The organism is Gordonia liuliyuniae, from assembly GCF_021738805.1.
In the GTDB taxonomy this organism is placed as follows: domain Bacteria; phylum Actinomycetota; class Actinomycetes; order Mycobacteriales; family Mycobacteriaceae; genus Gordonia; species Gordonia liuliyuniae.
Genome location: NZ_JAKKOR010000001.1, coordinates 234,768 through 260,528 on the forward strand (window position 1 = coordinate 234,768; position 25,761 = coordinate 260,528).

The 25,761-nt window shown below is 67.5% G+C and carries 26 protein-coding genes; 22 read left to right on the plus strand and 4 right to left on the minus strand.

Translation table 11 applies throughout. The features are described from left to right. Positions 1 to 57 precede the first annotated feature (57 nt). The 6 genes from L5G33_RS01000 to L5G33_RS01025 are packed head-to-tail and all read left to right on the plus strand — an operon-like array spanning position 58 to position 3,202. Positions 58 to 408, plus strand: a complete 351-nt coding sequence (locus L5G33_RS01000; RefSeq protein ID WP_236996275.1) for a hypothetical protein — start codon at positions 58 to 60, stop codon at positions 406 to 408. Beyond that, positions 405 to 779: a YbaB/EbfC family nucleoid-associated protein gene (locus tag L5G33_RS01005; RefSeq protein WP_236996276.1), complete on the plus strand. Its 375-nt coding sequence runs from the start codon at positions 405 to 407 to the stop codon at positions 777 to 779. Before L5G33_RS01000 ends, L5G33_RS01005 begins: the two co-directional genes overlap by 4 nt. Next, the gene (locus tag L5G33_RS01010) at positions 776 to 1,081 is read left to right on the plus strand and encodes a type VII secretion target (protein WP_236996277.1); all 306 of its coding nucleotides are present in this window, start codon (positions 776 to 778) and stop codon (positions 1,079 to 1,081) included. Before L5G33_RS01005 ends, L5G33_RS01010 begins: the two co-directional genes overlap by 4 nt. Next, positions 1,078 to 2,529 (plus strand): hypothetical protein, encoded by a 1,452-nt coding sequence (locus L5G33_RS01015; RefSeq protein ID WP_236996278.1) that lies wholly within the window; start codon positions 1,078 to 1,080, stop codon positions 2,527 to 2,529. The genes L5G33_RS01010 and L5G33_RS01015 overlap by 4 nt, the downstream gene beginning before the upstream one ends. Before the next feature lie 25 nt (positions 2,530 to 2,554). Beyond that, a complete protein-coding gene (locus L5G33_RS01020; protein ID WP_236996279.1) occupies positions 2,555 to 2,872 on the plus strand; it encodes a WXG100 family type VII secretion target in 318 nt (105 codons plus the stop codon). Between the two features lie 36 nt (positions 2,873 to 2,908). Continuing rightward, positions 2,909 to 3,202, plus strand: a complete 294-nt coding sequence (locus L5G33_RS01025; RefSeq protein WP_236996280.1) for a WXG100 family type VII secretion target — start codon at positions 2,909 to 2,911, stop codon at positions 3,200 to 3,202. 95 nt (positions 3,203 to 3,297) lie between these two features. On the opposite strand, the gene L5G33_RS01030 is transcribed toward L5G33_RS01025, so the two are convergent. Continuing rightward, complete coding sequence (locus L5G33_RS01030) at positions 3,298 to 3,957, minus strand: CE1759 family FMN reductase (RefSeq protein WP_236996281.1); 660 nt, start codon at positions 3,955 to 3,957, stop codon at positions 3,298 to 3,300. Next, positions 3,954 to 5,087 (minus strand): LLM class flavin-dependent oxidoreductase, encoded by a 1,134-nt coding sequence (locus L5G33_RS01035; RefSeq protein ID WP_236996282.1) that lies wholly within the window; start codon positions 5,085 to 5,087, stop codon positions 3,954 to 3,956. Before L5G33_RS01035 ends, L5G33_RS01030 begins: the two co-directional genes overlap by 4 nt. Positions 5,088 to 5,310: 223 nt before the next feature. Here L5G33_RS01035 and L5G33_RS01040 point away from each other — a divergent pair, with 223 nt between their 5' ends. From L5G33_RS01040 to ahcY, 3 genes are all read left to right on the plus strand, one after another. Beyond that, positions 5,311 to 6,891, plus strand: coding sequence for a sodium-dependent transporter (locus L5G33_RS01040; protein ID WP_236996283.1), 1,581 nt, complete (start codon positions 5,311 to 5,313; stop codon positions 6,889 to 6,891). Then, a complete protein-coding gene (locus tag L5G33_RS01045; RefSeq protein WP_236996284.1) occupies positions 6,888 to 7,052 on the plus strand; it encodes a methionine/alanine import family NSS transporter small subunit in 165 nt (54 codons plus the stop codon). Before L5G33_RS01040 ends, L5G33_RS01045 begins: the two co-directional genes overlap by 4 nt. A 98-nt stretch (positions 7,053 to 7,150) precedes the next feature. Further along, a complete protein-coding gene (gene ahcY, locus L5G33_RS01050) occupies positions 7,151 to 8,641 on the plus strand; it encodes an adenosylhomocysteinase (RefSeq protein WP_236996285.1) in 1,491 nt (496 codons plus the stop codon). A 149-nt stretch (positions 8,642 to 8,790) separates the two neighbouring features. Here ahcY and L5G33_RS01055 read toward each other — a convergent pair whose 3' ends face one another. After that, positions 8,791 to 9,426, minus strand: coding sequence for a dTMP kinase (locus tag L5G33_RS01055; protein WP_236996286.1), 636 nt, complete (start codon positions 9,424 to 9,426; stop codon positions 8,791 to 8,793). A gap of 108 nt (positions 9,427 to 9,534) precedes the next feature. Between L5G33_RS01055 and mtrA the strand changes: the two genes are divergently transcribed. From mtrA to hpf, 5 genes are all read left to right on the plus strand, one after another. Next, the gene (mtrA, locus tag L5G33_RS01060; protein WP_236996287.1) at positions 9,535 to 10,212 is read left to right on the plus strand and encodes an MtrAB system response regulator MtrA; all 678 of its coding nucleotides are present in this window, start codon (positions 9,535 to 9,537) and stop codon (positions 10,210 to 10,212) included. A 77-nt stretch (positions 10,213 to 10,289) separates the two neighbouring features. Then, positions 10,290 to 11,816 (plus strand): MtrAB system histidine kinase MtrB, encoded by a 1,527-nt coding sequence (gene mtrB / locus L5G33_RS01065; protein ID WP_308191526.1) that lies wholly within the window; start codon positions 10,290 to 10,292, stop codon positions 11,814 to 11,816. Then, positions 11,813 to 13,540 carry an LpqB family beta-propeller domain-containing protein gene (locus tag L5G33_RS01070; RefSeq protein ID WP_236996288.1) on the plus strand — a complete coding sequence of 576 codons (1,728 nt, stop codon included), beginning with the start codon at positions 11,813 to 11,815 and terminating at the stop codon, positions 13,538 to 13,540. The genes mtrB and L5G33_RS01070 overlap by 4 nt, the downstream gene beginning before the upstream one ends. A gap of 65 nt (positions 13,541 to 13,605) precedes the next feature. Next, positions 13,606 to 14,304, plus strand: coding sequence for a ComF family protein (locus L5G33_RS01075; RefSeq protein WP_236996630.1), 699 nt, complete (start codon positions 13,606 to 13,608; stop codon positions 14,302 to 14,304). 313 nt (positions 14,305 to 14,617) lie between these two features. Next, on the plus strand, positions 14,618 to 15,355 hold the full coding sequence (gene hpf / locus L5G33_RS01080; RefSeq protein WP_236996289.1) for a ribosome hibernation-promoting factor, HPF/YfiA family: 738 nt from the start codon (positions 14,618 to 14,620) through the stop codon (positions 15,353 to 15,355). 53 nt (positions 15,356 to 15,408) lie between these two features. Here hpf and L5G33_RS01085 read toward each other — a convergent pair whose 3' ends face one another. Continuing rightward, on the minus strand, positions 15,409 to 16,014 hold the full coding sequence (locus L5G33_RS01085) for a TetR/AcrR family transcriptional regulator (RefSeq protein ID WP_236996290.1): 606 nt from the start codon (positions 16,012 to 16,014) through the stop codon (positions 15,409 to 15,411). Positions 16,015 to 16,134: 120 nt separating this feature from the next. Here L5G33_RS01085 and L5G33_RS01090 point away from each other — a divergent pair, with 120 nt between their 5' ends. The 8 genes from L5G33_RS01090 to L5G33_RS01125 all read left to right on the plus strand — a co-directional run bounded on the left by L5G33_RS01090 (position 16,135) and on the right by L5G33_RS01125 (position 25,725). After that, positions 16,135 to 17,079, plus strand: coding sequence for an alpha/beta hydrolase family protein (locus L5G33_RS01090; protein ID WP_236996291.1), 945 nt, complete (start codon positions 16,135 to 16,137; stop codon positions 17,077 to 17,079). Positions 17,080 to 17,334: 255 nt separating this feature from the next. Then, positions 17,335 to 20,088, plus strand: coding sequence for a preprotein translocase subunit SecA (gene secA / locus L5G33_RS01095; RefSeq protein WP_236996292.1), 2,754 nt, complete (start codon positions 17,335 to 17,337; stop codon positions 20,086 to 20,088). 54 nt (positions 20,089 to 20,142) lie between these two features. Then, positions 20,143 to 21,093: a DUF808 domain-containing protein gene (locus tag L5G33_RS01100; protein ID WP_236996293.1), complete on the plus strand. Its 951-nt coding sequence runs from the start codon at positions 20,143 to 20,145 to the stop codon at positions 21,091 to 21,093. A 90-nt stretch (positions 21,094 to 21,183) separates the two neighbouring features. Then, positions 21,184 to 21,678, plus strand: coding sequence for an Rv3235 family protein (locus L5G33_RS01105; RefSeq protein WP_236996294.1), 495 nt, complete (start codon positions 21,184 to 21,186; stop codon positions 21,676 to 21,678). Between the two features lie 73 nt (positions 21,679 to 21,751). Next, complete coding sequence (locus L5G33_RS01110) at positions 21,752 to 23,200, plus strand: wax ester/triacylglycerol synthase domain-containing protein (protein ID WP_236996295.1); 1,449 nt, start codon at positions 21,752 to 21,754, stop codon at positions 23,198 to 23,200. Between the two features lie 53 nt (positions 23,201 to 23,253). Beyond that, positions 23,254 to 23,751 (plus strand): DUF6912 family protein, encoded by a 498-nt coding sequence (locus tag L5G33_RS01115; RefSeq protein WP_236996631.1) that lies wholly within the window; start codon positions 23,254 to 23,256, stop codon positions 23,749 to 23,751. 157 nt (positions 23,752 to 23,908) lie between these two features. Beyond that, positions 23,909 to 24,502 (plus strand): mycothiol transferase, encoded by a 594-nt coding sequence (locus tag L5G33_RS01120; protein ID WP_236996296.1) that lies wholly within the window; start codon positions 23,909 to 23,911, stop codon positions 24,500 to 24,502. Positions 24,503 to 24,612: 110 nt separating this feature from the next. Beyond that, positions 24,613 to 25,725, plus strand: a complete 1,113-nt coding sequence (locus L5G33_RS01125; protein WP_236996297.1) for a ferredoxin reductase — start codon at positions 24,613 to 24,615, stop codon at positions 25,723 to 25,725. The last annotated feature ends 36 nt before the right edge of the window (positions 25,726 to 25,761 follow it).

Here is a 25,761-nt window from a genome sequence, read left to right on the forward strand (position 1 = left end):
TGCGTCTGACCTTTCATGGAGACCGAGAAATCACCTGGACAGGCTGACCCAGACCACGTGAACCCAGACCACGTGAACCCAGACCACTTGCAACCCGAAGGCGTCACCATGGTGCGTTCGCGCGGTGGCGGGATCGCCGTGACCTGTACGCCGACCGGGCTGCCGGTCGCGATGAAACTCGAACCGGCACAGTGCAGGCGCGATCCGTCCGACCTCGCCGCCGACATCCTCGCGCTGTGTCGTCTCGCGGGCGTCACCGCAGGAGTGCGGCGTCGGACGACGCTGGCCGCCGACGGCGTGTCCGAGGAGACGCTCGCGCTATTGGGCCTGCCGTCACGCGCCGACCTCCTCGCCTCGGAGGACGCCGCGGACGCGGGTCGGGCGCGCACCGCGAGGAGTCGGCGATGAGCGTGATGGACGAGGTGCAACGCACGGCTGAACGGCAACTCGACATGCTCGAAGACGTCCAGCGCAAGCTGAACGCACTGACCGTCCAGGAGACCGGCGACGACGGACGCGTGATCGTGCAGGTCGACGTGTCGGGCGCGATGACCGGACTGCAGTTGGTGCCGGGTGCGGGGAACGGGCGGCCCGCGGCACTGGCCGATGCGATCGTTCGGACAGCGGTGCGCGCCGCGACCCAGGCGTTCGCCGAGCGTGCCGAGATCATGTCGGAGTTCGTCGCCGAGTTCGCCGACCTCACCGGCGAGTCGGTGGAACCGAACAGCCCGTCGCTGCGTCCAACCTTTCGAGAGCCGGAAACAGAGGGGGAGTCATGAGTGGTCAGGTCGATGTGGTGCCCGCAGGGGTCGCGGCGTTCGGAGCGATGTCAGGAACTCTGGGCGCGGCGACCGCCGGGGCGATGACGGCCGACGCAGCTCAGGGCGCGATGCTGGCGGCGGCGTTCGGCCTCATCGGTCAGGAGTTCCTCGCCGCGTACGCGGTCGCCGAGACCAACCATCTGCAGGCCGTCGGGCGTCTCGCAGCGATGCACACGGGCACAGCCGCTGCGACGGCCGCCGGTCTCGCCGGGTTCTCGGCCGCCGACGAGGCCGCCGCCACCGGCGTGAGCTCACGATGACTGTCTGCGACGAGCCCGCGGGGTCGACCGCGACGGGCTCCACCGGCGGCGTCACGGTCGGACAGGTGCTGGAACCGACGGGGCTCACCGCCTTCCTGGACACGCCCGTCGCCGACGTGCTGACCGACCTCGGTTTGCCGTCGTTGACCGCGCCGTCGATCATCGGCCTTCCCGACCTGTCCGAATTCGATCTGCCCGCCTTGCCGACCCTGCCCGGACTGGACCCGACCGCGCTGGTCAAGCCGATCGTCGATCTCCTCGGCACGTTCGGATCGGGAAGCCTGTCGGGGGCGGCGAACCCGGTGGAATCGTTGGGGAGCCTCGCCGGGCTGCTGCAGTCTGGTGCGTCGACGATCCTGAGTGCAATCTCGAGCGTCGGAACCGACTGGACGGGGAAAGCGGCTACCGCAGCGGTCGGCACCGCGACACGGACCGCAGGCCAATCGGAGCAGATCGCCGCGCAGGGGACGGCGATGGCCGCCGATGTGCAGACAGCCGCCGCGATCGTCGCGGCGGGCACGGCCGCCCTACAGGGCGTCGTCGCGAGGACCGTCGGACTGCTCGCGGCAGCAGCGCCGACGCTGGTGACGCCGGCTGGCCAGGTCGCGGCCCTGGGCATCGCCGCCGAAGGTCTCACGGAAGGACTTGCAGTCGTCGCCGACACCCGCGCGCAGCTCACTGCGCCGACCGCCCACATCAGCGCGGTCGGCACCCCGGTGGCGGTGTCGGACGCGCCGACCGCGCTGTCTGGAGACGCCTTGTCGTCGCTGCTGCAGAAGGCCGGTCCGCTGTTCGACGCAGGCGTCCAGGTCGTCGGCGGTCTGCTCGGTGTGAGCAACGGCTCGACGGGAACGACTGGGACCACAGGAACGACGGGGACCACGGGAACGACTGGGACCACGGGAACGACGGCCGCGGGAATGACTGGGACCACGGGAACGACGGCCGCACCCTGCTGCGCGGCGTGTGAACCGTCGACAACCAGCCCTGCTGCCACTACGACCAGCGGCGCGACGACCACCACGTCGACCGGATCGGACACGCCAGCGTCGAAGACGACCATGCGAACGGCTGCCACCGTCAATGCGAGTGGCGCAGTGCCGAGCGTCGCCGCCGCCGAACCACCGATCGAGTTGGCCGATCGGCCGACAACCACCAATGCCTCGGTCGCCCCGGACACCACGACGTCCTCGTCGACGACGTCCGTCTCGCCTGTCTCCTCCGGGGTGGTGGGCGGCGGAGCATCGATGGCGCCCGTCGCGGCGATGGGTGCGGCGCGCTCCGCCGAGAGCAGCGGTCTCCGACTCGCCGACCCGGCGGCCGTCGTCGCCGAACCGGCCGAAGCCGACCCCGCCGACGAACTGTCGGAGCTGCTCGCGCAACCGTTCGGGGTCGATGTCGGACTCCGCCTCGACACGGTGCGCACAGACCTCGCCGGATCCGTCTGATCCGGCACAGAGAGAAGGAAATCGTATGACGACAGGACTCAACGTCGACCTCGGCGCCTCCCAGGCGTCGACGTCGTCGATCAAAGGGATCGTGGGCGAGATGCAGGGGATCATCAGCCGGATCCAGTCGGCGGCCGGCACCGGGCAGAGCACCTGGGACGGAAAGGCGTCCAACGCCTTCGGCGGATCGCACGCCGACTGGCACGGGACCGCGACCAAACTGCAGCACGCGCTCGACGAGATCGAGGCGAAGCTGACGACCGGCTTCCGCGGATACGACGACGAAGACGCGACGGCGGCCACGATGGTCGGCGGCTCGGGCAACGGGACGCTGGCGCTGTAAGCGTCGCAGATTCAACGATCAGAGGGGGAGAACCACATGTCCGGAGTGATCCGTTACAACTTCGCCGGGCTCGACACGCTGTCGGGTGACCTGCGAGGCCAGTTCCAGCGACTCGAAGAGCTGTCGGGGCAACTGAAGAAGCAGGTGACCGCGTTGGCCAGCCACTGGGATTCCGGTGGTGCGGTGTCGTACCAGCAGGCGCAGGCCCAGTGGGACCGGCTGTTCGGCGACGCACGGACCCGACTCGACAGCCTCGGCGTCGGCGTGCAGCGTGCGGCGACGCAGATGCGTGAGACCGACCTGCGCGTCAGCCGTACCTTCGGCGCCTGACCACCGGCGCCTGACCACCGGCGCCTGACCGCCGGTGCTGCGTTCGTCGGGGGATGCGGCGCAGGCATCGGGCTCGGCGCGGCCGGGCAGACGGATCACGTCTGCCCGGTGTGGCCGTTCAACAGGGTCGCGAAGTCCGTCACCGGGCCCAGATCGTTGCTGCGACCGCTACGGCGAGGAGCAGACCTGGCGTCGGTGGGGCCGCCGAATCCGGCGACTACTCCGTCGGACACGAGACGTTGTGTCAGTTCGGCTCCCGCCCGTGAGATGCGGTCGCCGAGCTCGGGCGCCCCGAAGTCGTCGGTCGCCGCGAACACACCCGTCGGCAGCACGTCGGCCCGCAGATAGGCGAGCAGCGGACGGATCGCGTGGTCGATTACCAACGAGTGGCGCGCGGTGCCCGCGGTGGCTGCCGCGAGAACCGGAACCCCGGTGATCGCATCGGGGTCCAGCGTGTCGAAGAACATCTTGAAGATGCCGCTGTACGACGCGGTGAACACCGGGGTCGCGACGATCAACCCGTCGGCGTCGGCCACCGCGTCGTGCGCCGCACGCACCTCGGCGGACGGCACACCCGAGGTGATCGCGGTCGCCAGGTCCCGAGCGAGCGGGGACACGTCGATGTAGTCGATCTGCACCTGCTCGCCGCGCGCCGACACCGCGGCGTCGACGGCGCCTGCCAGCTGCTCGGCCAACAGTTTGGTCGATGACGCCGCCGACACTCCGGCGTTGACGACCACGACTCGCCGCGTCATCGGTCGGCTCCCGCGGCGACGGCCTCATTCGGGATCACTCGGCGGTGTGCGCTGTCCGGGCCTGCCGCGACGAGACTTGCGTGCGTCGGCGGGTCGGACGGCACGTGCGACGGACGACGACGCTCGAACTCGGCGCGCAGCGTCGGCACCACGTCGCGACCCAGCATCTCGACCTGCTCCAACACCAGTTCGAGCGGCAAGCCCGCATGGTCGAGGAGGAACAGTTGGCGCTGGTAGTCACCCGCATAGTCGGCGAAGGTCAACGTCTTGGCGATGACCTGCTCGGGTGTGCCGACCGTCAGCGGTGTCATCTCGGCGAACTCCTCCAACGACGGACCGTGCCCGTACACGGGTGCGTTGTCGAAGTACGGCCGGAAACGTCGCTTCGCCTCGGCCTCGGTTCCGGCCATGAACACCTGGCCGCCGAGACCGACGATCGCCTGGTCAGCGCTTCCGTGACCGTAATGTTCGAAGCGCTGCCGGTACAGATTCACCATCTGTTCGGTGTGCTCGGTATTCCAGAAGATGTTGTTGTGGAAGAACCCGTCGCCGTAGAAGGCGGCCTGTTCGGCGATCTCCGGAGACCGGATCGAACCGTGCCACACGAACGGCGGGGTGGCGTCGAGGGGCGCCGGGGTCGACGTGAATCCCTGAAGCGGCGTACGGAACTCGCCCTGCCAGTCGACCGAGTCCTCCCGCCACAGACGTCGCAGCAGGTGGTAGTTCTCGACGGCCATCGGGATGCCCTTGCGGATGTCCTTGCCGAACCACGGATACACGGGGCCGGTGTTACCTCGGCCCAACGTCAGATCGATCCGGCCGTCGGACAGGTGCTGCAGCATCGCGTAGTCTTCGGCGATCTTCACCGGATCGTTCGTGGTGATGAGTGTCGTCGCCGTCGACAGCTTGAGCGTCTCGGTACGTGCGGCGATCCAGCCGAGCAGCGTGGTCGGCGAACTCGGTACGAACGGCGGGTTGTGGTGCTCGCCGGTCGCGAAGACGTCCAGTCCGACCTCCTCGGCCTTGAGTGCGATGGCGGTGATCGCGTTGATCCGCTCGTGCTCGCTGATCGTGGTTCCGGTGGTGGGGTCGGCGGTCAGATCGCCGACGCTGAAGATCCCGAACTGCATTGATCTCTCGCTTTCCTGTGCGCTCCGCGTTGTGTCCGAGCGTGTCATCGAGCATAACCGGACCGTGGTCCGATTAATTCCTCGAGTCAGGCCGGTGTGTCGACGGATGCTCCTCGAGCCCGGTGAATACTGTCGTCTCGCGTCAGTGTTGGCAATGCGGTCGGACACTTGAGGTCGATGCGATAGGTTCGCATCAGTTTTGAACTACGAAAGGGGCCACGCCTTGACTGAAGTGCAGCCCAGGAGCGGTGCCGCGAGGGAGTCGTGGACCAGTAACAGCGGCTTCATCATGGCGGCGATCGGTTCCGCGGTGGGCCTCGGCAACATCTGGCGGTTCCCCGGTGTCGCGTACGAGAGCGGCGGCGGCGCGTTCCTCATTCCGTACCTGATCGCGCTGCTGTCGGTCGGTATACCGGTGCTGTTCCTCGATTACGCGATCGGCCACCGATATCGCGGCGCGCCGCCGCTCGCCTTCCGGCGCATGAAGCGCAAAGCGGAGGGGATGGGCTGGTTCCAGGTGGGACTGCTGTTCGTCATTTCCGTGTATTACGCGGTGATCATCGCCTGGGCGCTGAGCTTCTTCTACTTCTCGTTCGGCACCAAGTGGGGCGACGACCCAGCGGAATTCTTCACTGGCGAGTACCTCAAGCTGCCCGATGAGGTCGGCGTCTCATCGGAATTGGTCGCAGGCGTCGCGTGGCCACTCGTCGGAGTCTGGGTCGCCATCGTCGCAGTGCTGGCGATGGGTGTCGCTAAGGGCGTCGAGAAACTCAACGTCTTCGGAATCCCGCTTCTGGTGATCGGCTTCGGCGCGTTGGTGATCCGGTCGGTGACCCTCCCCGGCGCCTCCGACGGTCTGAACGCACTGTTCACCCCGGACTGGAACGCGCTCGGCGATCTCTCGGTGTGGATCGCCGCGTATGGTCAGATCTTCTTCTCCATGTCGATCGCATTCGGCATCATGATCTCGTATGCGTCGTACCAGCGACGCAAGGCGAACATGACGTCGTCGGGGCTCGTCGTGGGGTTCGCGAACTCGTCGTTCGAACTCCTCGCGGGCATTGGGGTGTTCTCCGCCCTGGGTTTCCTCGCGCACCAGTCCAACATTCAGGTCAGCGAGCTGGAAGGCCTGACGGGTCCGATCCTCTCCTTCGTCACGTTCCCCGCCGTCATATCGGAGATGCCGGGCAGCGCACTGTTCGGCGCCCTCTTCTTCGGGGCACTGGTGATCGCGGGCTTCACATCCTTGGTCTCCATCGTCCAAGGTGTCTCCGCGGCCGTTCAGGAGAAGTTCGGGCTCAACCGTCGAACGGCGGCAGTCACGGTCGGCGTCGTCGCCGCGATCATCTCCTTCGCGCTGTTCTCGACGACCACCGGCCTCTACACCCTGGACACTGTCGACGCCTTCTCGAACAACGTCGGGATCGTGTTCTCCGCCATCGTGATGTGCGTGCTCTCGGTGTGGGTCATGCGCAATATCGAGGAGCTCCGCCTGCATCTGAGCGCCGTCTCGACGTTCAAGGTCGGCAAGTGGTGGGTGTTCGTGATCGGCCTGTACGCACCGATCTTCCTGGGCATCATCTTGGTCGACAAACTCGTCGACTTGATCACCGAAGGGTATGAGGGTTACCCGACCTGGTTCGTCGGAGTGTTCGGGTGGGGCACGCTCGTCCTGCTCGTCCTGTTCGCGATCGTCGGGCCGCTCTTCGCCTGGAAGGGGCGCGACGATCCGGGCTTCCGGCCGTGGCCCGAGTTGGGCGTCACGCAGAAAGCAAGCGTGAAGACTAAGGAGAATCAACGATGAGCACCACCGCGATCATCATGCTCGTTGTGGCGTCGCTGATCGTGTGGGGCGGCTTGGTCGCCAGCGTGATCTTCATTCGCCGGTACCCGGAAGTCGCCGACCTGCGCGACCCCGATGACCCCGCGCCGCTGGGCGACGGTGGTCCCGGCTCGTCCGGGTGACCGCGTTACTCTGAAATCCTGGACACGGTACCGGTGGCCCTTCGACGGGTTGCCGGTACCGTTTGACTGTCAACGACGTAAAACCTGAGAGGGATCAGATGACAGCGCCTTCGGACGCCATGACCAGCCAGACCATCAACGGAGTCGAGTTCAAGGTCGCCGACCTGTCGCTCGCCGAGTACGGCCGCAAGGAGATTCGTCTCGCCGAGCATGAGATGCCGGGCCTGATGGAACTGCGTCGTGAATACGCCGACGTCGCACCGCTCAAGGGCGCGCGTATCTCCGGATCGCTGCACATGACCGTGCAGACCGCCGTCCTCATCGAGACGTTGACTGCGCTCGGCGCCGAAGTCCGCTGGGCGTCGTGCAACATCTTCTCCACCCAGGACGAGGCCGCGGCCGCGATCGTCGTCGGCCCGCACGGCACCGAGGACGCGCCCGCGGGCGTCCCAGTGTTCGCGTGGAAGGGTGAGAGCCTCGAAGAGTACTGGTGGGCAGCGGAGAAGATGCTCACCTGGCCGGCCGGGGCCGACGGCGAGCCGCGTCCCGCGAACATGATCCTCGACGACGGCGGCGATGCCACCATGCTCGTCCTCCGCGGCGCCGAGTTCGAGAAGGCAGGCGTCGTCCCGCCGACCGACGAGAGCCACCCGGCCGAGTACAAGGTGTTCCTGGAATTGCTGCGCAAGTCGCTGGCCGCCGACGCGGGCAAGTGGACGGCCGTCTCCGAGTCGGTACAGGGTGTCACCGAGGAGACCACGACGGGTGTGCTGCGTCTGTACCAGTTCGCGGCGGCGGGCGATCTCAGCTTCCCGGCGATCAACGTCAACGACTCGGTCACCAAGAGCAAGTTCGACAACAAGTACGGCACCCGCCACTCGCTGATCGACGGCATCAACCGTGGCACCGACGTCCTCATCGGCGGCAAGAAGGCCCTCGTCTGCGGGTACGGCGACGTCGGTAAGGGCTGCGCCGAGTCGCTTGCCGGTCAGGGCGCTCGCGTCCAGGTCACCGAGGTCGACCCGATCAACGCGCTGCAGGCGCTGATGGACGGCTTCGACGTCGTCACCGTCGATGACGCGATCGGCAACGCCGACATCGTCATCACCTCGACGGGCAACCTGGGCATCATCACTTTCGAGCAGATGACGAAGATGAAGAACCAGGCCATCCTCGGCAACATCGGCCACTTCGACAACGAGATCGACATGGCAGGCCTCGAATCCGCTGAGGGAATGACCCGGATCAACATCAAGCCGCAGGTCGACCAGTGGGTGTTCCCGGACGGACACTCGATCATCGTGCTGTCGGAGGGGCGTCTGCTCAACCTCGGCAACGCGACCGGCCACCCTTCGTTCGTCATGAGCAACAGCTTCTCGAACCAGGTCATCGCGCAGATCGAACTGTGGACCAAGAAGGACGAGTACGACAACGAGGTGTACCGCCTCCCCAAGCACCTCGACGAGAAGGTCGCCAAGATCCACGTCGAGGCGCTCGGCGGCACCCTGACCAAGTTGACCAAGGAACAGGCCGAGTACATCGGCGTCGACGTCGAAGGCCCGTACAAGCCCGAGCACTACCGCTACTGAGTCCCGGCCCGGGGCAGGTCGGATCGGCCGATCCGACCTGCCCCGCGTGCGAAACCTACACCGTTGGGGGCGCGCATCGGTCTATGACTCGATGCTCGGCGCCAGCGGTGTAGGTTTCGTGGGCTCGCCGAATGTGAAAGGTCCCGCTCCTACCTGAGCAGGTCGATGACGGCGGCGACCGCCGCATCGTCGGCGGCGTGCGACCACGGCGACATCCAGCCGGTCGCGGCCAGATCCGAATACGCTCGATAGACGGCCGACTGAAGGTCGGCGTCGCGTTCGTAATGGTCGACCGGTCGGTCGGCGTCGGTGGCGGCCCGCCCGGACGCCCGCGTCATCGCGACCTCCGGCGGTACACCGAGCAACAACTGGTGGTCGGGCGTCGGCAGGCGGAACCGGCCGAACTCGAGGCCGGTGACCCAGTCGACGACCGGCGACGCGCCGATCGGCTCGCCGAGGCGCGCCGCACTGTAGGCGGCGTTCGACGCGACGTACCGGTCGCACAGCACGAGGTCGTGGTCTCCGCACGCCGCTTGTAGTGCGGGGCCTGCGGCCGCGCGGTCGAGCGCGAACATCACGGCCATCCCGTACACACTGTCGGGCAGGTCCCCGTGCTCGCCGTGCAGGGCCTCCGACGCGAGGTCGGCGGTGATCGACTCGCCGTACCGGGGAAAGGTGAAGGTGGTGGTGCGGGCACCGCGTGCGGTCGCTGCGTCGTGGATACGGCCGACGATCGTTCTCTTGCCGGCTCCGTCAAGACCTTCGATTGCCACCAGGATGCCCACGGCTGACAGTCTACGGATTGACCGGCGGACCGCAGCGCAAGCAGTCGTCGGGGCTCCTTCGGCGAGTCGGAACCAGTTCGGGGAGTGGAGGTGACACCATGGGTTCCCATGAAGCCCCGCATCCTGGTCGTCGACGACGACGCTGCTCTCGCCGAGATGCTGACCATCGTGCTTCGCAACGAAGGTTTCGAGCCGTTCGTCGTCGGCGACGGGACGCAGGCCCTCACCGCGGTCCGTGAAGTACGCCCCGACCTGGTCCTGTTGGACCTGATGCTGCCGGGGATGAACGGGATCGACGTGTGTCGTGTGCTGCGTTCGGACTCTGGTGTCCCCATCGTCATGTTGACCGCGAAGTCGGACACCGTGGACGTCGTCCTCGGGCTCGAGTCCGGCGCCGACGACTACATGGTGAAGCCGTTCAAGCCGAAGGAACTCGTCGCGCGCATCCGTGCTCGGCTCCGTCGCACCGACGACGAACCCGCCGAGCTGCTCGCGATCGGACCGGTGCAGATCGACGTCCCGGCGCACAAGGTGACCCGCGACGAGGTGCCGATCTCGTTGACACCGTTGGAGTTCGACCTGCTCGTCGCACTCGCCCGCAAGCCGCGGCAGGTGTTCACGCGGGACGTTCTGCTCGAGCAGGTGTGGGGATACCGTCATCCGGCGGACACTCGGTTGGTGAACGTCCACGTCCAGCGTCTGCGCGCCAAGGTCGAGACCGACCCGGAGAACCCGGAGATCGTGCTCACGGTGAGAGGGGTGGGCTACAAGGCCGGTCCGCCGTGAACGGTCGGCGCCGGTTCAATCGGTCCATCGCACGACTTCAACGCGCGGCCCGCTCCGTCGGCCGCGCGTTTGGCGCGATGTGGTCGCGTTCGCTCCAGCTGCGCGTCGTCGTGTCGACGATGGTGCTGTCGATCGTGGTCCTGCTGGTCCTCGGATTCCTGCTCATCAGCCAGATCACCGGCAGCCTGCTCGACGCGAAGCAGGCGGCGGCCACCGAAGAGGTCGACCGTGCACGCGGAGCCGTCGAACGCATCCTGAGCTCATCCGACAGCAGCTCGTCCGCGCAGAACCTGATGGCTCGCGCCCGGGCACTGTTGTCCGACGCAGACGCGGAGACCGCGCAGTCGCCGGGCGTCGGAACGTTCGACAGCGTACTGACCATCGGCGACCGCGGATCGGTCAACGCGGGGCTGTCGGTAGGACCGATCGACGAGATCCCGCGGTCGCTGCGGTCGATGGTCGGCGGCGGACAGGTCGCCTACCAGTACACCTCCGTCGACCGCGACGGCGACACCGTGCCAGCGCTCGTCGTCGGCAGCCCGGTGGAGTCACCGCTGCAAGACCTCGAGTTGTACCTCGTCTTCCCGTTGAGCGGCGAAGCGAACACCGTCGCCCTGGTCCGCGGCACCCTGCTGGTGGCGGGCATCGTCCTCCTCGGACTGCTCGCCGCTATCGCGTGGTTGGTGTCGCGGCAGGTCATCGCGCCGCTGCGGTCGGCGTCCCGCATCGCTGTGCGGTTCGCCGACGGCAGGCTCACCGAACGGATGCCGGTCAACGGCGACGATGAGTTCGCGCGGCTGGCCGTCAGCTTCAACGACATGGCGGAGAGCCTGTCGAACCAGATCACGCACCTGGAGGAGTTCGGCGGCCTGCAACGCCAGTTCACCAGCGACGTCAGCCACGAACTCCGCACCCCGTTGACGACGGTCAAGATGGCCGCCGACATCCTGTACGAGAGTCGTGACGAACTCGACCCGATGCAGCGACGATCGGTGGAACTGCTGTCGAAGGAACTCGACCGGTTCGAGACGCTGCTCACCGAACTCCTCGAGATCTCCCGCCACGATGCGGGCATGGCCGACCTCGCCGCGGAGCGGATGGACGTCGCGATCCCGATCGACGGTGCGGTGTCGACGGTGACCCACCTGGCCGCCGAATCGGACACGGAACTGATCGTCAATCTGCCGGCCGAGCCGGTGATCGCCGAGATCGATCCGCGCCGCGTGGAGCGCATCCTGCGGAACCTGCTCGCCAATGCGATCGACCACGGCGAACACCGACCCGTCACGCTCACGATGCGGTCCGACGGCGACGCCGTCGCGATCACCGTGCGCGATCAAGGGATCGGCTTGCGGCCGGGCGAGGAGAAGTTGGTGTTCAATCGGTTCTGGCGGTCGGACCCGTCGCGGGTGCGGCGCTCCGGCGGCACCGGCCTCGGGCTGGCGATCAGCATCGAGGACGCGCGCCTGCACGCCGGACGGTTGGAGGCCTGGGGCGAACCTGGACTCGGCTCGTGCTTCCGCCTGACGCTCCCGCTGTTGCGCGGACACAAACTGCTCGGCAGCCCGCTGCCGCTCAAGTCGACCCCGGAGGTGAACAAGTGAAGCGCATCGCTCGCACTGTCGTCGCCTGCCTTCTCGTGGTCGCCACCGCGGTGTCGACCGGCTGTGTCGCAGTGCCCGATTCGTCGTCCCCGCAGCCGATCGAAGTGTTCGACCGGAAGGACCCGCTCAACGCCGTGCCTGTCCCGCGTCGCAGCGACGATCCCGAGACGCTGGCGCGCAATGTGCTCAAGGCGATGGCCGACCCGAGTTCCGGGCACCGGGCCGCACGCAAGTTCCTGACGACGGCGGCATCGGGCCGCTGGGATGACCAGGGCGACACGACCGTCGTCGACAATGTCGGCGTCGTCGTCGACGAACGCACCGAAGACGCGGTCCGGTTGCGGATCACCGCCGACAAGGTCGGCACGCTCACGCCGACCGGACAACTGCTTCCCGCGACGGGTCCGATGGTCGTACCGCTGTCGTTGACTCGGGTCCGCGGAGCCTGGCGGATCGCAGGCGACCTGCCGCGCGGAGCCATCACCGATCGCGCGCAATTCCTCACCGCGTACCGACAGGTGGATCTGTACTTCCCCGACCGCACCATGAGCCGACTGGTCACCGATCCGCGATGGATGTTCGGTCCGAGCCCGGTCGCGACCGACGTCGTCGGCATGCTCCTTCGCGGCCCGGCGTCCGACCTCGACGGAGCGGTCGGCACGGGTGCGGACAAGGGCGCGACGCTGTCGGGGCCCGTCGTCGTCGACGGCGACACAGTCACCGTCGACTTGGAGAACGTGACCGACGACGACACCCGCAACCGGACGGTGCTCGCGGCACAGCTGATCTGGACGCTCAACGGTGCGGGGATCACCGGCACCTATGTGTTGAACGCCGACGGCGCCCCACTGGTTCCCGGGCACGACGGCGGGTGGCGGACCGCCGACGTCCAGTCGTTCGACGCCGATCCGGACAGCGGTCCGCCGCCGTTGCACCTGGTGTACGAGGGTGCGCTCGTCCGGTCTACGGCCGGGCACGCGATTCCGATTCCCGGACCGCTGGGCACCACTCGGGAGGTGCGGGCCGCCGCAGTGACCGTCGACATGTCGCGGGCGGCAGCGGTCCTGGCACGTCGGTCGCGTGAAGTCCTGGTGGAGGGCCCGTACGGCGCACCTCCGGTCGAGGTCGCCGCAGGCCGGGAGGTGACGTCGCCGTCGTACGGCGCCGAGCCGAGCGAGGGGTACGCGATCGTCGACGGCAGGCCGATCCAGTGGTCGTTGGACGCCCAGGGCACTGCGGGCACCATCGACCTCGACGTCACCGAAGTGACTCAGAAGGCTCCGGGACCGATCACCGCGATGAGCGTCTCGCCCGACGGCGTGCGCGTCGCGCTCGTAGTCGCCGGGCGTCCGGTGCTGGCGGTCGTCTCGATTAACGAACGCGGCATCCCGTCGTTGACCGGAGTGCGGCCCGCAGCCATCGACATCGACACCGATGTCGACGACATCGCCTGGTCGGGTCCGTCGGTCCTGTACGCGGTCCGAGCGGGCACCGAGTCGCCGGTCATGCGGATAGCGCTTGCGGGCGGACCGTCCGTCGGGCTCGTGGCAGGCAACCTCAAACCGCCGCTGTCGTCGGTCGCGGCCAGCGAGGAGACCGTCTACGTCGGCGACACCCAGGGGGTGCAACAACTGGGCATCGGCGCCGGTCGGCCGGACCAGTACTGGACGGGAGTGAGCCCCGACATGGATTCGGGCACCGTGCCGGTCGTCCCCGCGGGCTGAACCCGCGCACTCATCCTGTGGATGACGCGGCTGACGCACCGGCCGTCGTCGACGATGATCAGGGGATGAGATCCGTCGGGCCGTTACGAGCGCTGCGTGGCGTCGCCGCCGCCGTCGGTGACCTCGCCGTGCCCCTCGTGTGCGGCGGATGCGGCCGGCCGGGCACACCGTGGTGCCCGGTGTGCGACGCGCAACTGCGCGACGCGCCCCGTGCGCTGGCGCCGCGCGTCGAGGTCGACGCTCCGGCGTGGGCTGTGGGACGGTACGACGGTCCGCTGCGCGCGGCGGTGCTCGCTCTCAAGGAGCACGGACGACGCGACCTCGCGCCGATCCTCGGCGACGGGCTCGCCGCAGCGCTGCTGACGTTGGCGCAGTGGGGCGACCTCCCGTCAGGCCGACGTCTGGCACTGATCCCGGCGCCGACGAAGGCGTCCGCCGCGCGTCGGCGCGGAGGCGACCCGGTGGCCGCCGTCGCCGCGTCGGCGACCGGTCTCCTCGGCCCGCGCGCCCGCGTGCTGCCGCTCCTGGCGACCGCGCCGCTCGCCCGCGACTCCGCGGGACTCGGCGCGGGGGCGCGGACGGCCAACCTGGCGGGGTCGATCGACCTGACCCGAACGCCGCCCGCCGCCGCGCTCGACGACGACACCGTCGTGGTCCTCGTCGATGATGTCCTCACCACAGGTGCCACGGCCGCCGCGTCGACCCGCAGACTGGCCGCCGCGGGGATCGTCGTGGACGTCGTGGCGGTGCTGGCCGGGGCCTGACGGTACGAATCCGGGCCTGACGGGCCGCGAATAGCGGACACGCGTCGCGGTGAATCACGAAACTGTGGCCGGAACGTGAGTTTGCGGATACCTTCGGAAGTGGCAGTGATGAACGTCGAGTGCCGGGAGGTGACGCACCTTTTCTCCGAGCCTGACGAGTGCCTGCCGTCGCCGGAGACGTCGCTGTCAGATGTGCCCGTTGCACTGCTGCGCACGAGGCTTCTGATGAGAACAGAGCCGTGCAGTGCGCCAAGCGAATCGGTTTCCCGCCCGGGTTCGCCCCGAGTGGGAGCATTCAGAGGAGGAACTCGATATGACGGTCGTTCACCGCAAGGGTCAGCGCGAACCGAAGGGTCCCGAGCCGCAGTCACGAGAGGAACAGTCCGCAGCATTCACGCCGCCGGTGAGTTCGTCGAACGCGGGAGAGCTGTCCGTTCCGAAGGCCGACGTGTCCTGGAACGGGCGCAATGTGGAGATACCCGATCACTTCCGCGCATATCTCGGTGACAAACTCTCCCGCCTCGAGCACTTCGACGACTCGATCTTCCGGTTCGACGTCGTCCTCTACCACGAACCCAACCCTCGCCGAGCGAAGGACAGCGAAGTGGTGGAGGTGACGGCCGTCGGCCGCGGCCCCGTCATTCGCGCGCAGGGGACCGGCGAGAACTTCTATGCCGCGACCGAACTCGCCTTCGACAAACTGCAGAAGCGGCTGCGCCGCTCCAAGCGTCGTAAGCAGATCCGCAAGGACGGCCAACACCGGGCGACGTCGCTCGCTGAGGCGTCGGCAGAGGCGATGCCGCCGATCGCCGAAGTCGGTGAACTCGACGACGCGACCGACCCGTGGGACGACGGCTACGACGAGTACCGTCCCGGCCAAGTGGTCCGCGTCAAGGACCACACTGCGTCCCCGATGACCGTCGATGACGCACTCTACGAGATGGAACTGGTCGGCCACGACTTCTTCCTGTTCCACGATTCGGAGACCGACAAGGCGTCGGTCGTGTACCGACGCCACGCCTTCGACTACGGCCTGATCAGACTGGCCTGATCCCGCCTCGTTCCGGCCGTCCCCGCACCGTTCGGGGGCGGCCGGTTCGTCGTCTACGTGGCCGAGGAACCGGGCGCGAATAGGCCCGAGATGAGGAGTTGCACGAGAACGGCGGCGTCGTACCGGGCGTCGGCCGATGCGCCGATGCAGAGGTTGCCGATGCCTTTCAGCACGTTGTACGCATCGATTGGCGGAGCCGTGTCGACGGGAGGGAGTGCGGCCGCGAGGAGGGCGTCGCACACGGGGACGAGCCGGTCGACGAAGTAGGCATGCAGAGCGTCGGATCCGGCGCTGTCTCCCTGCAGTGCGCCTGCGAGCCCGTGCTTCGTGGCGAGGAACTCCACGAACAGTCCCACCCACGCCCGCAAGGCAGCCTCGGGCGTCGCGCTCTCTGCAAGTAGTCGAGGCCCGGCGTCTGCACACGCCTCGACCTGATATCGGTACACCGCCACCACGAGCTCCGGACGCGTCGGAAAGTGACGGTAGATCGTCCCCACACCGACGCCGGCCTTCGCTGCGATCTCCCGCACCGGGGCGTCGACCCCGGACGACACGAACACCGCTGCCGCTGCGTCGAGGAGTGTCTGCTCGCTCCGACGCGGTCGGCCAACTTGCCGGGCTCCCGCGAGGTGCGTCTGCTCGCTCTGACTGTCAACCATGTGCCGTTCCTCATCACTGCGGGGACCTGCGCTTGCATTACGGAACGCGGTTCCGTAATATTCCGGAACGACGCTCCGATATAGCGTATCGCAGGGCGCACTCTTCCGAAGGGACTCGCCATGACCTCGCCACTCCTCGACGCACTGCACGGCATCGTCGGTGCCGGCGCTCCGGTCGTATCCGTCGCCCCCATTCAGTTGGCGGCCACGGACCGACCGGTTCCGCTGACAGTGCGTGTGTCCGCCCCTGTGGCAGGCACGAATCTCCCGGTCGTCGTGTTCTCCCACGGCAACGGCTGGAGCCTCGATGGGTATGCGCCGCTGACGGCATTCTGGGCCTCCCGTGGATTCGTCGTGATCCAACCCACGCACCTGGACTCGCGCCGGAACGGGTTCGGCCTCGATCACCCCGTGTTCCCGACGATCTGGACCCAACGGATTGCTGACCTCACACGCATCCTCGACCAGCTCGACACCATTGAGGCCGCTGTTCCCGGGCTCGCCGGCCGCATCGACTGCGGCCGCGTCGCCGTCGCCGGCCACTCCTGGGGCGGACAGACGGCGCAGTCGCTGCTCGGCGCGCGGATCTTCGACGAAGCGGGCAAGGTCGGCGAAGACATGTCCGACGAGCGCGTCACCGCCGGAATCTTGTTCGCCGCAACCGGTGTCGGCGGCGATGACCTGCATCCGTTCGCGCAGGCGAACTTCCCGTTCATGCGCCCCTCGTTCCAGGAGCTTACGACGCCGACCCTCGTGGTCGCGGGCGACCACGACCAGTCCACGATGTCGGGCCGCGGACCTGACTGGTTCACCGACGCCTACACCTACAGCCCCGGCGCCACCGATCTCCTCACCTTCTACGGTGCTGAACACTCACTCGGTGGGATCGTCGGATACGAAGTCGCCGAGACCACCGACGAGAGTCCGGAGCGGGTCGCCGTCATTCAACGGATGAGCACTGCCTACCTTCGGACTGCTCTGCACGTCGATGAAGACAACTGGCCCGCTGCCCGTGCCGCGTTCAGCGATAGCACCGAACCGATCGGGCGTGCCGACGCCAAGTGACAGGTGCCGTTCGCTTCCTGCACCATCGATCGCCGGCCAGGCTGCACCGTCGATCGCAGGTCAGGCGAGGGGCGCCGTCGACCGCTGAGCGCGCCCGAATCGGGCGACTCGTCGCGGCCATTCACACGCTCTAGCAGTGTGCGTGACATACCTGTGCGAGTGCGCCCCGTACCATGAGTGGTAGGTCTGTTCGGCCTGTCGCCGCTTCGGCGATCGGCCGGCGGCGAACTCGACCGCCTACCAAGAGGATTACCGTTGCTCAACAAGCTGCTCCGACTCGGCGAAGGACGTCTGGTCAAGCGACTGGATTCGTACGCGACGAGCGTCGAGGCGCTCTCTGACGAGATGGAGGCGCTCAGCGACGCCGAGTTGCGCGGGAAGACCGACGAGTTCAAGAAGCGTCTGGCCGACGGGGAGACGCTCGACGACATCCTCCTCGAGGCGTTCGCCGTCGCCCGCGAAGGCGCCTGGCGCGTCCTGGACCAGAAGCACTTCCACGTGCAGATCATGGGTGGGGCCGCGCTGCACTTCGGCAACATCGCGGAGATGAAGACCGGTGAGGGCAAGACCCTGACCTGTGTGCTGCCCGCCTACCTGAACGCACTGTCGGGCAAGGGCGTGCACGTGGTCACCGTCAACGACTACCTCGCCAAGCGCGACTCCGAGTGGATGGGACGCGTCCACCGCTTCCTCGGACTCGAGACCGACGTGATCCTCACCGGCATGTCGCCGGATCAGCGTCGTGCCGCCTACGCCGCCGACATCACCTACGGCACGAACAACGAGTTCGGCTTCGACTACCTTCGCGACAACATGACGCACTCGCTTGAGGAGCTCGTCCAGCGCGGCCACAACTTCGCCGTCGTCGACGAGGTCGACTCGATCCTCGTCGACGAGGCTCGTACGCCACTCATCATCTCCGGCCCGACGGATTCGTCGAGCAAGTGGTACAGCGAGTTCGCGCGAATCGCGCCGGTCCTGGAGAAGGACGTCCACTACGAGGTGGACATCAAGAAGAAGACCGTCGGCGTCCACGAGTCCGGTGTCGCGTTCGTCGAGGACCGTCTGGGTATCGAGAACCTGTACGAGCCGGAGAACTCGCAGCTCGTCAGCTACTTGAACAACTCGATCAAGGTCAAAGAACTGTTCCACCGCGACAAGGACTACATCGTCCGCAAGGGCGAAGTGCTCATCGTCGACGAGTTCACTGGCCGTGTGCTCGACGGCCGACGGTTCAACGAGGGTCTGCACCAGGCGATCGAAGCGAAGGAAGGCGTCGAGATCAAGGCGGAGAACCAGACCCTCGCCACGATCACGCTCCAGAACTACTTCCGCCTTTACGACACGCTGTCGGGCATGACCGGTACCGCCGAGACCGAGGCAGCCGAATTCCAGCAGATCTACAAGCTGGGCGTCGTGCCGATCCCGACGAACCGGCCGATGGTTCGCGCCGACCGCGCCGACCTCATCTACAAGACCGAAGAGGCCAAGTTCGCCGCCGTCGTCGACGACGTCGCCGAGAGGCACGCCAAGGGACAGCCCGTCCTCATCGGCACCACCAGCGTCGAACGGTCCGAGTACCTGTCGCAGAAGCTCGGGGAGGCAGGCGTCGACCATTCGGTCCTCAACGCGAAGTTCCACGAGCAGGAAGCCCAGATCGTCGCGGAGGCCGGACGTCTCGGCGCCGTCACCGTCGCTACGAACATGGCCGGTCGAGGCACTGACGTCGTGCTGGGTGGCAACCCGGACATCATCGCCGACACCCGCCTGCGTAAGGCCGGACTCGACCCGGTGAACACACCCGATGAGTACGAGGCCGCGTGGGAAGAGGCGATCACGGTCGCGCGCGAAGCAGCGACCGCCGAAGCCGACGACGTCCGCGAGGCGGGCGGCCTCTACGTGCTCGGCACCGAACGCCACGAGTCGCGCCGCATCGACAACCAGCTGCGCGGCCGGTCCGGTCGCCAGGGCGACCCCGGTGAGTCGCGCTTCTACCTGTCGCTCGGCGACGAGCTGATGCGCCGATTCAACGGTGCGGCCCTCGAATCGATCATGACCCGCGTCAACCTGCCCGAAGACGTGCCGATCGAGGCGAAGATGGTCACGCGAGCCATCCGTAGCGCACAGACGCAGGTCGAGGAACAGAACTTCGAGATCCGCAAGAACGTCCTCAAGTACGACGAGGTGATGAACTCCCAGCGCAAGGTGATCTACGGCGAACGCCGCGACATCCTCGAAGGGGAGACCCACCGCGACCAGATCCGCGACATGGTGTCCACCGTCGTCGGCGCGTACGTCGACGGCGCGACCGCCGTCGGTTACGCCGAGGACTGGGACCTCGACACGCTGTGGACGGCGTTGAAGGAGCTGTACCCGATCTCGCTCGATGCGAAGGACGTCGTCGGCGCGAATGAGTTCGACGAGCGCGACGACATCTCGCGGGGCGAACTACGCGAGAAGATCGTCGACGACGCGCTCGCCGCCTACGACAAGCGCGTCGACGAGATCGTCGGCATCGCAGGTGACGAGGGCATGGCCAATTTGGAACGGTCGGTGCTCCTGCAGGTCCTCGACCGCAAGTGGCGCGACCACCTGTACGAGATGGACTACCTGCGCGAAGGCATCCACCTGCGGTCGATGGCGCAGCGTGACCCGGTGGTCGAGTACCAGCGCGAAGGTTACGACATGTTCACCGCGATGCTCGACGCGATGAAGGAGGAGACCGTCTCGATCCTCTTCAACGCACAGGTCCAGGTGGAGGCTCCGGCTCCGGCGCTCGGCACGAGTGTCAGCGACATGCTGTCGGGCTTCGGTGGGGACTCCGCCGACGCCGACGCGACCCACATGTTCAGCGGCCCCGGCGAGGACGGGGCGGCGGAGATCCACTCGCAGGCCCAGGAGCTCGCGGGTGTGGCGCCCGCTCCGGCTCCAGCGAACCAGCCCGCTCCGGCGACCGGCAGTCGTCGTGAACGGCGCGAGGCCGAGCGGCGCAACCGCCGCAAGAAGTAGCCTGCGACGACAGCGCCCGGTAGCCGATGCTACCGGGCGCTATTGTTTGTCGATATGAGCGCAGGACTCGCCGCCCTTCTGGACGACATCGCCGTACTGGCCAAGATGGCCGCAGCGTCGTTGGACGACGTCGCGGCGGCCACCGGCCGTGCCAGCACGAAAGCCGTCGGCGTGGTCGTCGACGACACCGCTGTCACCCCCCGGTACGTGCACGGCGTGCGTCCGCAACGCGAGCTGCCGATCATCGGCAAGATCGCGAAGGGGTCGCTGCGCAACAAGCTGTTGATCATCCTGCCCGTCGCGTTGGTACTCAGTCAGTGGCTGCCGTGGCTGCTGACGCCGATCCTGATGGTCGGCGGCACCTACCTCTGCTTCGAGGGGGCGGAGAAGGTCTGGGAACTCGTCTCCGGGCACGGAAAGGCCGAGGAGACCGTCGACAAGATCGGGCCCGAGCAAGAGAAGGCCGTGGTGTCCGGCGCCGTCCGCACCGACTTCATCCTGTCCGCTGAGATCATGGTGATCGCGCTCAACGAGGTCGCCGACGAGCCGTTCGTGTCGCGTGCGGTGATCCTGGTGATCGTCGGTCTCCTGATCACCCTCCTCGTGTACGGCGTCGTCGCGCTGATCGTGAAGATGGACGACATCGGTCTCGCACTGGCGACACGCCAGTCGAAGGTCGTCGCCGCATTCGGTCGCGGCCTGGTCACCGCGATGCCGGTGGTGCTGTCCACGCTGAGCGCAGTCGGCGTGGTCGCCATGTGCTGGGTCGGCGGACACATCGTCCTGCAGGGTGCAGACGAACTCGGTTGGGCGTTCCCGTACGACGTAGTCCACCACATCGAGCACTGGTTTCACGATCTGATCCCGTCGATCGGCGCAGTGATCGGATGGATCGCGAACACCCTCGCGTCCGCGGTGTTCGGCGTGCTGTGGGGAGGCATCGTCCTCGCGATCGTGCACGGCGTCGGATCCCTGAGCGGCAAGGTGCGCGCGTCCGCGCACTGACCTGATCTCGGATCCCGTCGGTGATGGCACCGGCCGGTGTTGGCATGACACGCCCGAACGCGGCGTGTCATGGAACCGGGGTGGATCGGCGTGCGTCCAAAGAGTATGGGCACCATCACACCGGTCGCGGCTCGAGCCGCCGCGGACACCTACACAGCCGAGACACGCATTACCGAGACACGCGCAGCCGAGACACGCACGAGGGGCACTCCGCCGGTCGAGGCGGCACGTGCCGCGCGCACCTGCGTCATCGCGGTGCTGCAGCGGATCCTCGAGGTGCTCGACGGCCGACGACCCTGCGAGCACCTGTCACCGGTCATCACCGAGGAGGTATTCGACCAGATCGTGCTCGCGCTGCGCAAACGGGAGGATGCGGTCGCTCGGGCCCCGGTCCGCGGTCCGACGGTGCGTCTGCGCCGCATCCACTTGCAGATGGTGTCGCCGCGCGCGGCGAACTATTTCGGCACGGTGGAACGCGGGCTGCGGACGCGAGCGGTCGCCGGTCGCGTTGAGGTGCGACGCGTGCGTTCTCCCGGCCGGGGCGTGGTCGAACGGTGGACGATGACCGAGTTCGGCGTCATGTGATGGGTTCGGCGCGCGTTTGTGCGGCGGTCTCTCGCCCCGCAGACGAGGGGCGGGACATTAGACTCGACGCATCATGGTGAATCGATTGTCGGCGGAAGACGCGATGTACTACTTCCTCGACGGGGCAGGAACGAGCGCGCTCACCGGTGCGCTGATGATCGTCGACCCGTCCGGTGTCGCCGACTCCGCCGGCGGCGGCAGACTCGACTACACATCGCTGGTGTCGCTGGTGGAGCGCCGCTTGCAGCTCGTACCGCGGTACCGCCAGGTCGTGAAGGAGGTCGCGCTCGGTCTCGGTCGGCCGCTGTGGGTGGACGACCCCGAGTTCGACGTCACCTACCACGTGCGGCTCTCGGCGTTGCCGCAACCGGGCGCGTCCGTGCAGTTGGAGGAGCTGATCGCACGGTTGTTGTCGCGGCCTCTCGACCGGTCGCGTCCACTCTGGGAGATGTATCTGATCGAAGGGCTCGAAGGCGGGCGTGTCGCTGTCCTCACCAAGTCGCATCGTTGCCTGTTCGGCGTGCCGGACAACTGCGAACTGAGCGAGGCCGTCACCGACGACGTCGTGGCCGGCCGGAGGCTGGACGAGGACCTGTGGCTGCCGACCGACCCGCCGGGGCAGGTCTCCATGACGGTCGGGGCCCTCGCCGAGGCGATGACGCGACCCCGGGACCTCGTGGATTCGTTGTTGCGTGGCAACGGTCCGGTGGCCGACATCTGGTCGGTCGCCGACAAGTCGGCCCGGCTGGTGACGTCGACCGTCCAACAGCTCGTCGACGCCGCACCCGACAGTCCGCTCAACGCCGTCACCACGTCGGCGCGGCTGTTCGCCACGGCCGCGGTGCCCCGCCGGGACTGCGTGCGTATCGCCTCCCGGTTCGACTGCACGTTCAACGATGTCCTGCTCGCGGCGGTGGCCGGCGTGCTGCGTCGCTGGTCGCTGTCGGTGACCGATTCGGTCGGTCACGGTGAGACGGTCCGCGTGATCGTGCCCCTGCGGGCGCGCGACTCCGACACCGCGTCGGACGGCCCGGGCTCGTGGATGCCTGCGAGCGGACCCGAGTTCGTCACCGATCTGCCGGTCGGCGAGGACTCGCCGGTCGTCCGGCTGATGCAGGTGGCCGGTCTCGCCGACCGATACGCGGGCTCGACGAGCCGGATGACGTCGGAAATGAAGCCGCTTCTCCCGGAGCTGGGCATGGTGCCGTTCGGTGAGTTCTCTAGCCGCGCGTTCAGCAGCATCTTCCAGCGGTCGTACAACGTACCGATCTTCTGGAGCGACGGGGTGTCGAGCCGCTTCCTGAACGGTCACCGCATCGAGGAGCTGTACACGGTGCCGACACTCGCGACGCAGCGCGCCCTGGCGATCAGCGTGAACGAGTACGGCGACTCGGTGCAGTTCGCGTTCCTGGCCGACCGGGCCGTCGTCTCCGACCTGCCCGCAATGTCCGGTTACCTCGTCGAGTCGTTCGACGAACTGCTCCATGCCGGCCCGGCCGGCCTGCCGCCCCAGAAGCCATGACAGCCCCAGAAGACGTGACAGCCCCAGAAGACGTGAAAGAGGGAACCCACACGATGCGTGTCTACCTGCCTGCGACGTTGGCGATGATCCAGGAGTTGACCGCCGCCGACGGCTCCGAGTTTGTGCCGCTGAGCGGTACGGGATTCGCCGTGACTCCCGCGCTGCGCGAGGCCTACACGTCGGGTGACGACGAGGAGCTCGGCGAAGTGGCGCTGCGTGAGGCCGCCCGAGCCTCGCTGCGCCTGCTGTCGGCGGACGAGTCGGATCTGCCCGCACGGCGAGTGGTCGTCGTGGCCGACGCCGACGCGACTGTGCGCCCGGATCTCGACGACGCAGTGGTGCGCCTGCCCGGCGGCGTGTCGGCGGCCGACATCGTGGCGGTCCACGTGGACGGAGCCGCCGCCGAAGCCGCGGTCCGCGCCGCGGTGCACGCCGTCGACGCAGCAGATCTCGGTGACGAAGACGCCGAACTGGCCATCGGCGACGTCGAAGACCACGATCTCGGGTGGTACGCGACGCAGGAGATGCCGTTCCTTCTTGACCTCCTGTAGCGGCTTGACCTCCGGTAGCGGGCTTGACCTCTTGTGCGAGCCGGAGGTGAGGTAGCGGCCGGAAATTGTCCGCAAAGGGATCTCAATTGCGGACAGGTTCCGTCCTGTATGGCGGTCAGACTTGCTGTACAAGCTCACCGACTCCATGGAGGACACCATGTACGCACCGGCTCGCGACAATGAGATCACCGGATTCGCCGGCTACATCGACCAACAACTCGACCATCTGCGCGCGTCCCTGTACGGGCTGACCGAGGAGCAGGCGCGACTCACCCCGTGCCGCAGCGCCCTGTCGGTCGGCGGCATCCTCAAGCACATCGCGTACGGGCTGCCGACCGCGACCGTTCGACTCCGCGGAGAGATCGTCGACCGTCCGGTCGACGAGGCGGCGTTCGCGGCGTACCTGGGTAGCTTCGCGCTGACCGACGACGAGACGGCGGCCGCGCTCATCGACCGTTTCGACGCCGACCGGGCCGCGTTCATGGCGGCCGTGCGCGACTGCGATCCGGACGGCGAGTCCGTCGAGCCGCCCGCGCCGTGGGCCGGAATTTTCGACGCCCGACCGATCAAGAATCGCTTCTACCTCGGCCACCAGGTCGAGGAGTTCGCGCGGCACGCAGGCCACGCCGACATCATCCGCGAGGAGATCGACGGGCAGTCGGTGCCCGGGCTCGTGCTCGCGTTGGCCGGCGCTCCCGCCAACGACTTCTTCACGCCGTACCGGGCGGAGCCGGGCACTCTCCTCGCCTGACCTGCATCGCTCGCTCGGTGGCCGTCGTGCCACTAACCTACGGTAGCGTAGGTTAGTGGCACAGGTTAGCGGTTCGATGGATCGGACCGGAACGGGCGGAGGAGTCGAGCATGGGTTGGCGGGAACGATTCGAGGCACCGGTCGCCGGGGTCTCCGGAGGTAAAGCGGCGAACTGGGTGCGGGCGGCCGCGGCGCGCGTGACGACTCCGCTGTTGCCCGACGACTACCTGCACCTGGTGAACCCGCTGTGGTCGGCGCGTGAACTGCGCGGCAAGGTCGTCGCGGTGACGCCGGTGACCGCCGACAGTGCGACCATCGTCATCCAGCCCGGGTGGGGCTTCACCTTTGACTACCACCCAGGGCAGTACATCGGGATCGGCGTCCTCGTCGGCGGACGATGGACCTGGCGCTCGTATTCGCTGACGTCCGAGCCGGACAGCTCCGTGGCCGACCGTACCGTCGCGATCACCGTCAAGGCGATGCCCGAGGGGTTCCTCTCGTCGCATCTGGTGAACGGGCTGACGCCCGGCACAGTTGTGCGTCTGGCGGCGCCCGCGGGCGAGTTCGTCCTGCCTGACCCGCCGCCGGCGAAACTGATGTTCGCCACCGCGGGCAGCGGCATCACCCCGATCATCTCGATGCTGCGGACCCTGGCTCGTCGCGGGCAGCGCGTCGACGCGGTGCTCGTGCACTCCGCGCCGGATGAGGAGGGTGTGCTGTTCCTCGACGAGCTGCGTTCGTTCGAGGCCGCAGGTCTGGTCGACCTCACGCTTCGGCTGACGAGCGTTGACGGCCGTCTCGACGCGACAGCTCTCGACCGACTCGTGCCCGACTGGGGCGAACGGCAGACGTGGGCGTGCGGCCCGAGCGGATTCATTGACATGCTGACGGCGCTGTTCCGGGACGCGGGCCACGACGACCGTCTGCACGTGGAGCGGTTCGCGCTCGAACGCGGCGCGGTGGGTGCGCAGGGCGGCACGGTGACCTTCGGTCGCGGCGGGAAGCAGATCGAAGCAGACGGCGCGCAGACGCTCCTGGAAGCAGGTGAGGAGGCGGGCGTCCTCATGCCGTTCGGCTGCCGGATGGGGATCTGTCAGAGCTGCGTCGTAATGCTGGACAAGGGTTGCGTCCGCGACCTGCGCACCGGTGATGAACACGTCGAAGGCGAACGCGTGCAGACGTGTGTGACGGCCGCGGCGGGGGACTGCACGCTGGACGTGTGAACGCCACTGGCGTTGGATCGGTGAAGGGCGGACTCG

Coding starts and splice junctions, on each gene's coding strand:
- L5G33_RS01045 (WP_236996284.1), top strand. CDS start 6,888: ATGAGCACCACCGCGATCATCATGCTCGTTGTGGCGTCGCTGATCGTG.
- L5G33_RS01015 (WP_236996278.1), top strand. CDS start 1,078: ATGACTGTCTGCGACGAGCCCGCGGGGTCGACCGCGACGGGCTCCACC.
- L5G33_RS01030 (WP_236996281.1), bottom strand. CDS start 3,957: ATGACGCGGCGAGTCGTGGTCGTCAACGCCGGAGTGTCGGCGGCGTCA.
- mtrB (WP_308191526.1), top strand. CDS start 10,290: ATGTGGTCGCGTTCGCTCCAGCTGCGCGTCGTCGTGTCGACGATGGTG.
- L5G33_RS01085 (WP_236996290.1), bottom strand. CDS start 16,014: ATGGTTGACAGTCAGAGCGAGCAGACGCACCTCGCGGGAGCCCGGCAA.
- L5G33_RS01120 (WP_236996296.1), top strand. CDS start 23,909: ATGTACGCACCGGCTCGCGACAATGAGATCACCGGATTCGCCGGCTAC.
- mtrA (WP_236996287.1), top strand. CDS start 9,535: ATGAAGCCCCGCATCCTGGTCGTCGACGACGACGCTGCTCTCGCCGAG.
- L5G33_RS01100 (WP_236996293.1), top strand. CDS start 20,143: ATGAGCGCAGGACTCGCCGCCCTTCTGGACGACATCGCCGTACTGGCC.
- L5G33_RS01110 (WP_236996295.1), top strand. CDS start 21,752: ATGGTGAATCGATTGTCGGCGGAAGACGCGATGTACTACTTCCTCGAC.
- L5G33_RS01075 (WP_236996630.1), top strand. CDS start 13,606: ATGAGATCCGTCGGGCCGTTACGAGCGCTGCGTGGCGTCGCCGCCGCC.
- L5G33_RS01125 (WP_236996297.1), top strand. CDS start 24,613: ATGGGTTGGCGGGAACGATTCGAGGCACCGGTCGCCGGGGTCTCCGGA.
- hpf (WP_236996289.1), top strand. CDS start 14,618: ATGACGGTCGTTCACCGCAAGGGTCAGCGCGAACCGAAGGGTCCCGAG.
- ahcY (WP_236996285.1), top strand. CDS start 7,151: ATGACAGCGCCTTCGGACGCCATGACCAGCCAGACCATCAACGGAGTC.
- L5G33_RS01025 (WP_236996280.1), top strand. CDS start 2,909: ATGTCCGGAGTGATCCGTTACAACTTCGCCGGGCTCGACACGCTGTCG.
- L5G33_RS01090 (WP_236996291.1), top strand. CDS start 16,135: ATGACCTCGCCACTCCTCGACGCACTGCACGGCATCGTCGGTGCCGGC.
- L5G33_RS01035 (WP_236996282.1), bottom strand. CDS start 5,087: ATGCAGTTCGGGATCTTCAGCGTCGGCGATCTGACCGCCGACCCCACC.
- L5G33_RS01020 (WP_236996279.1), top strand. CDS start 2,555: ATGACGACAGGACTCAACGTCGACCTCGGCGCCTCCCAGGCGTCGACG.
- L5G33_RS01115 (WP_236996631.1), top strand. CDS start 23,254: ATGCGTGTCTACCTGCCTGCGACGTTGGCGATGATCCAGGAGTTGACC.
- L5G33_RS01005 (WP_236996276.1), top strand. CDS start 405: ATGAGCGTGATGGACGAGGTGCAACGCACGGCTGAACGGCAACTCGAC.
- L5G33_RS01010 (WP_236996277.1), top strand. CDS start 776: ATGAGTGGTCAGGTCGATGTGGTGCCCGCAGGGGTCGCGGCGTTCGGA.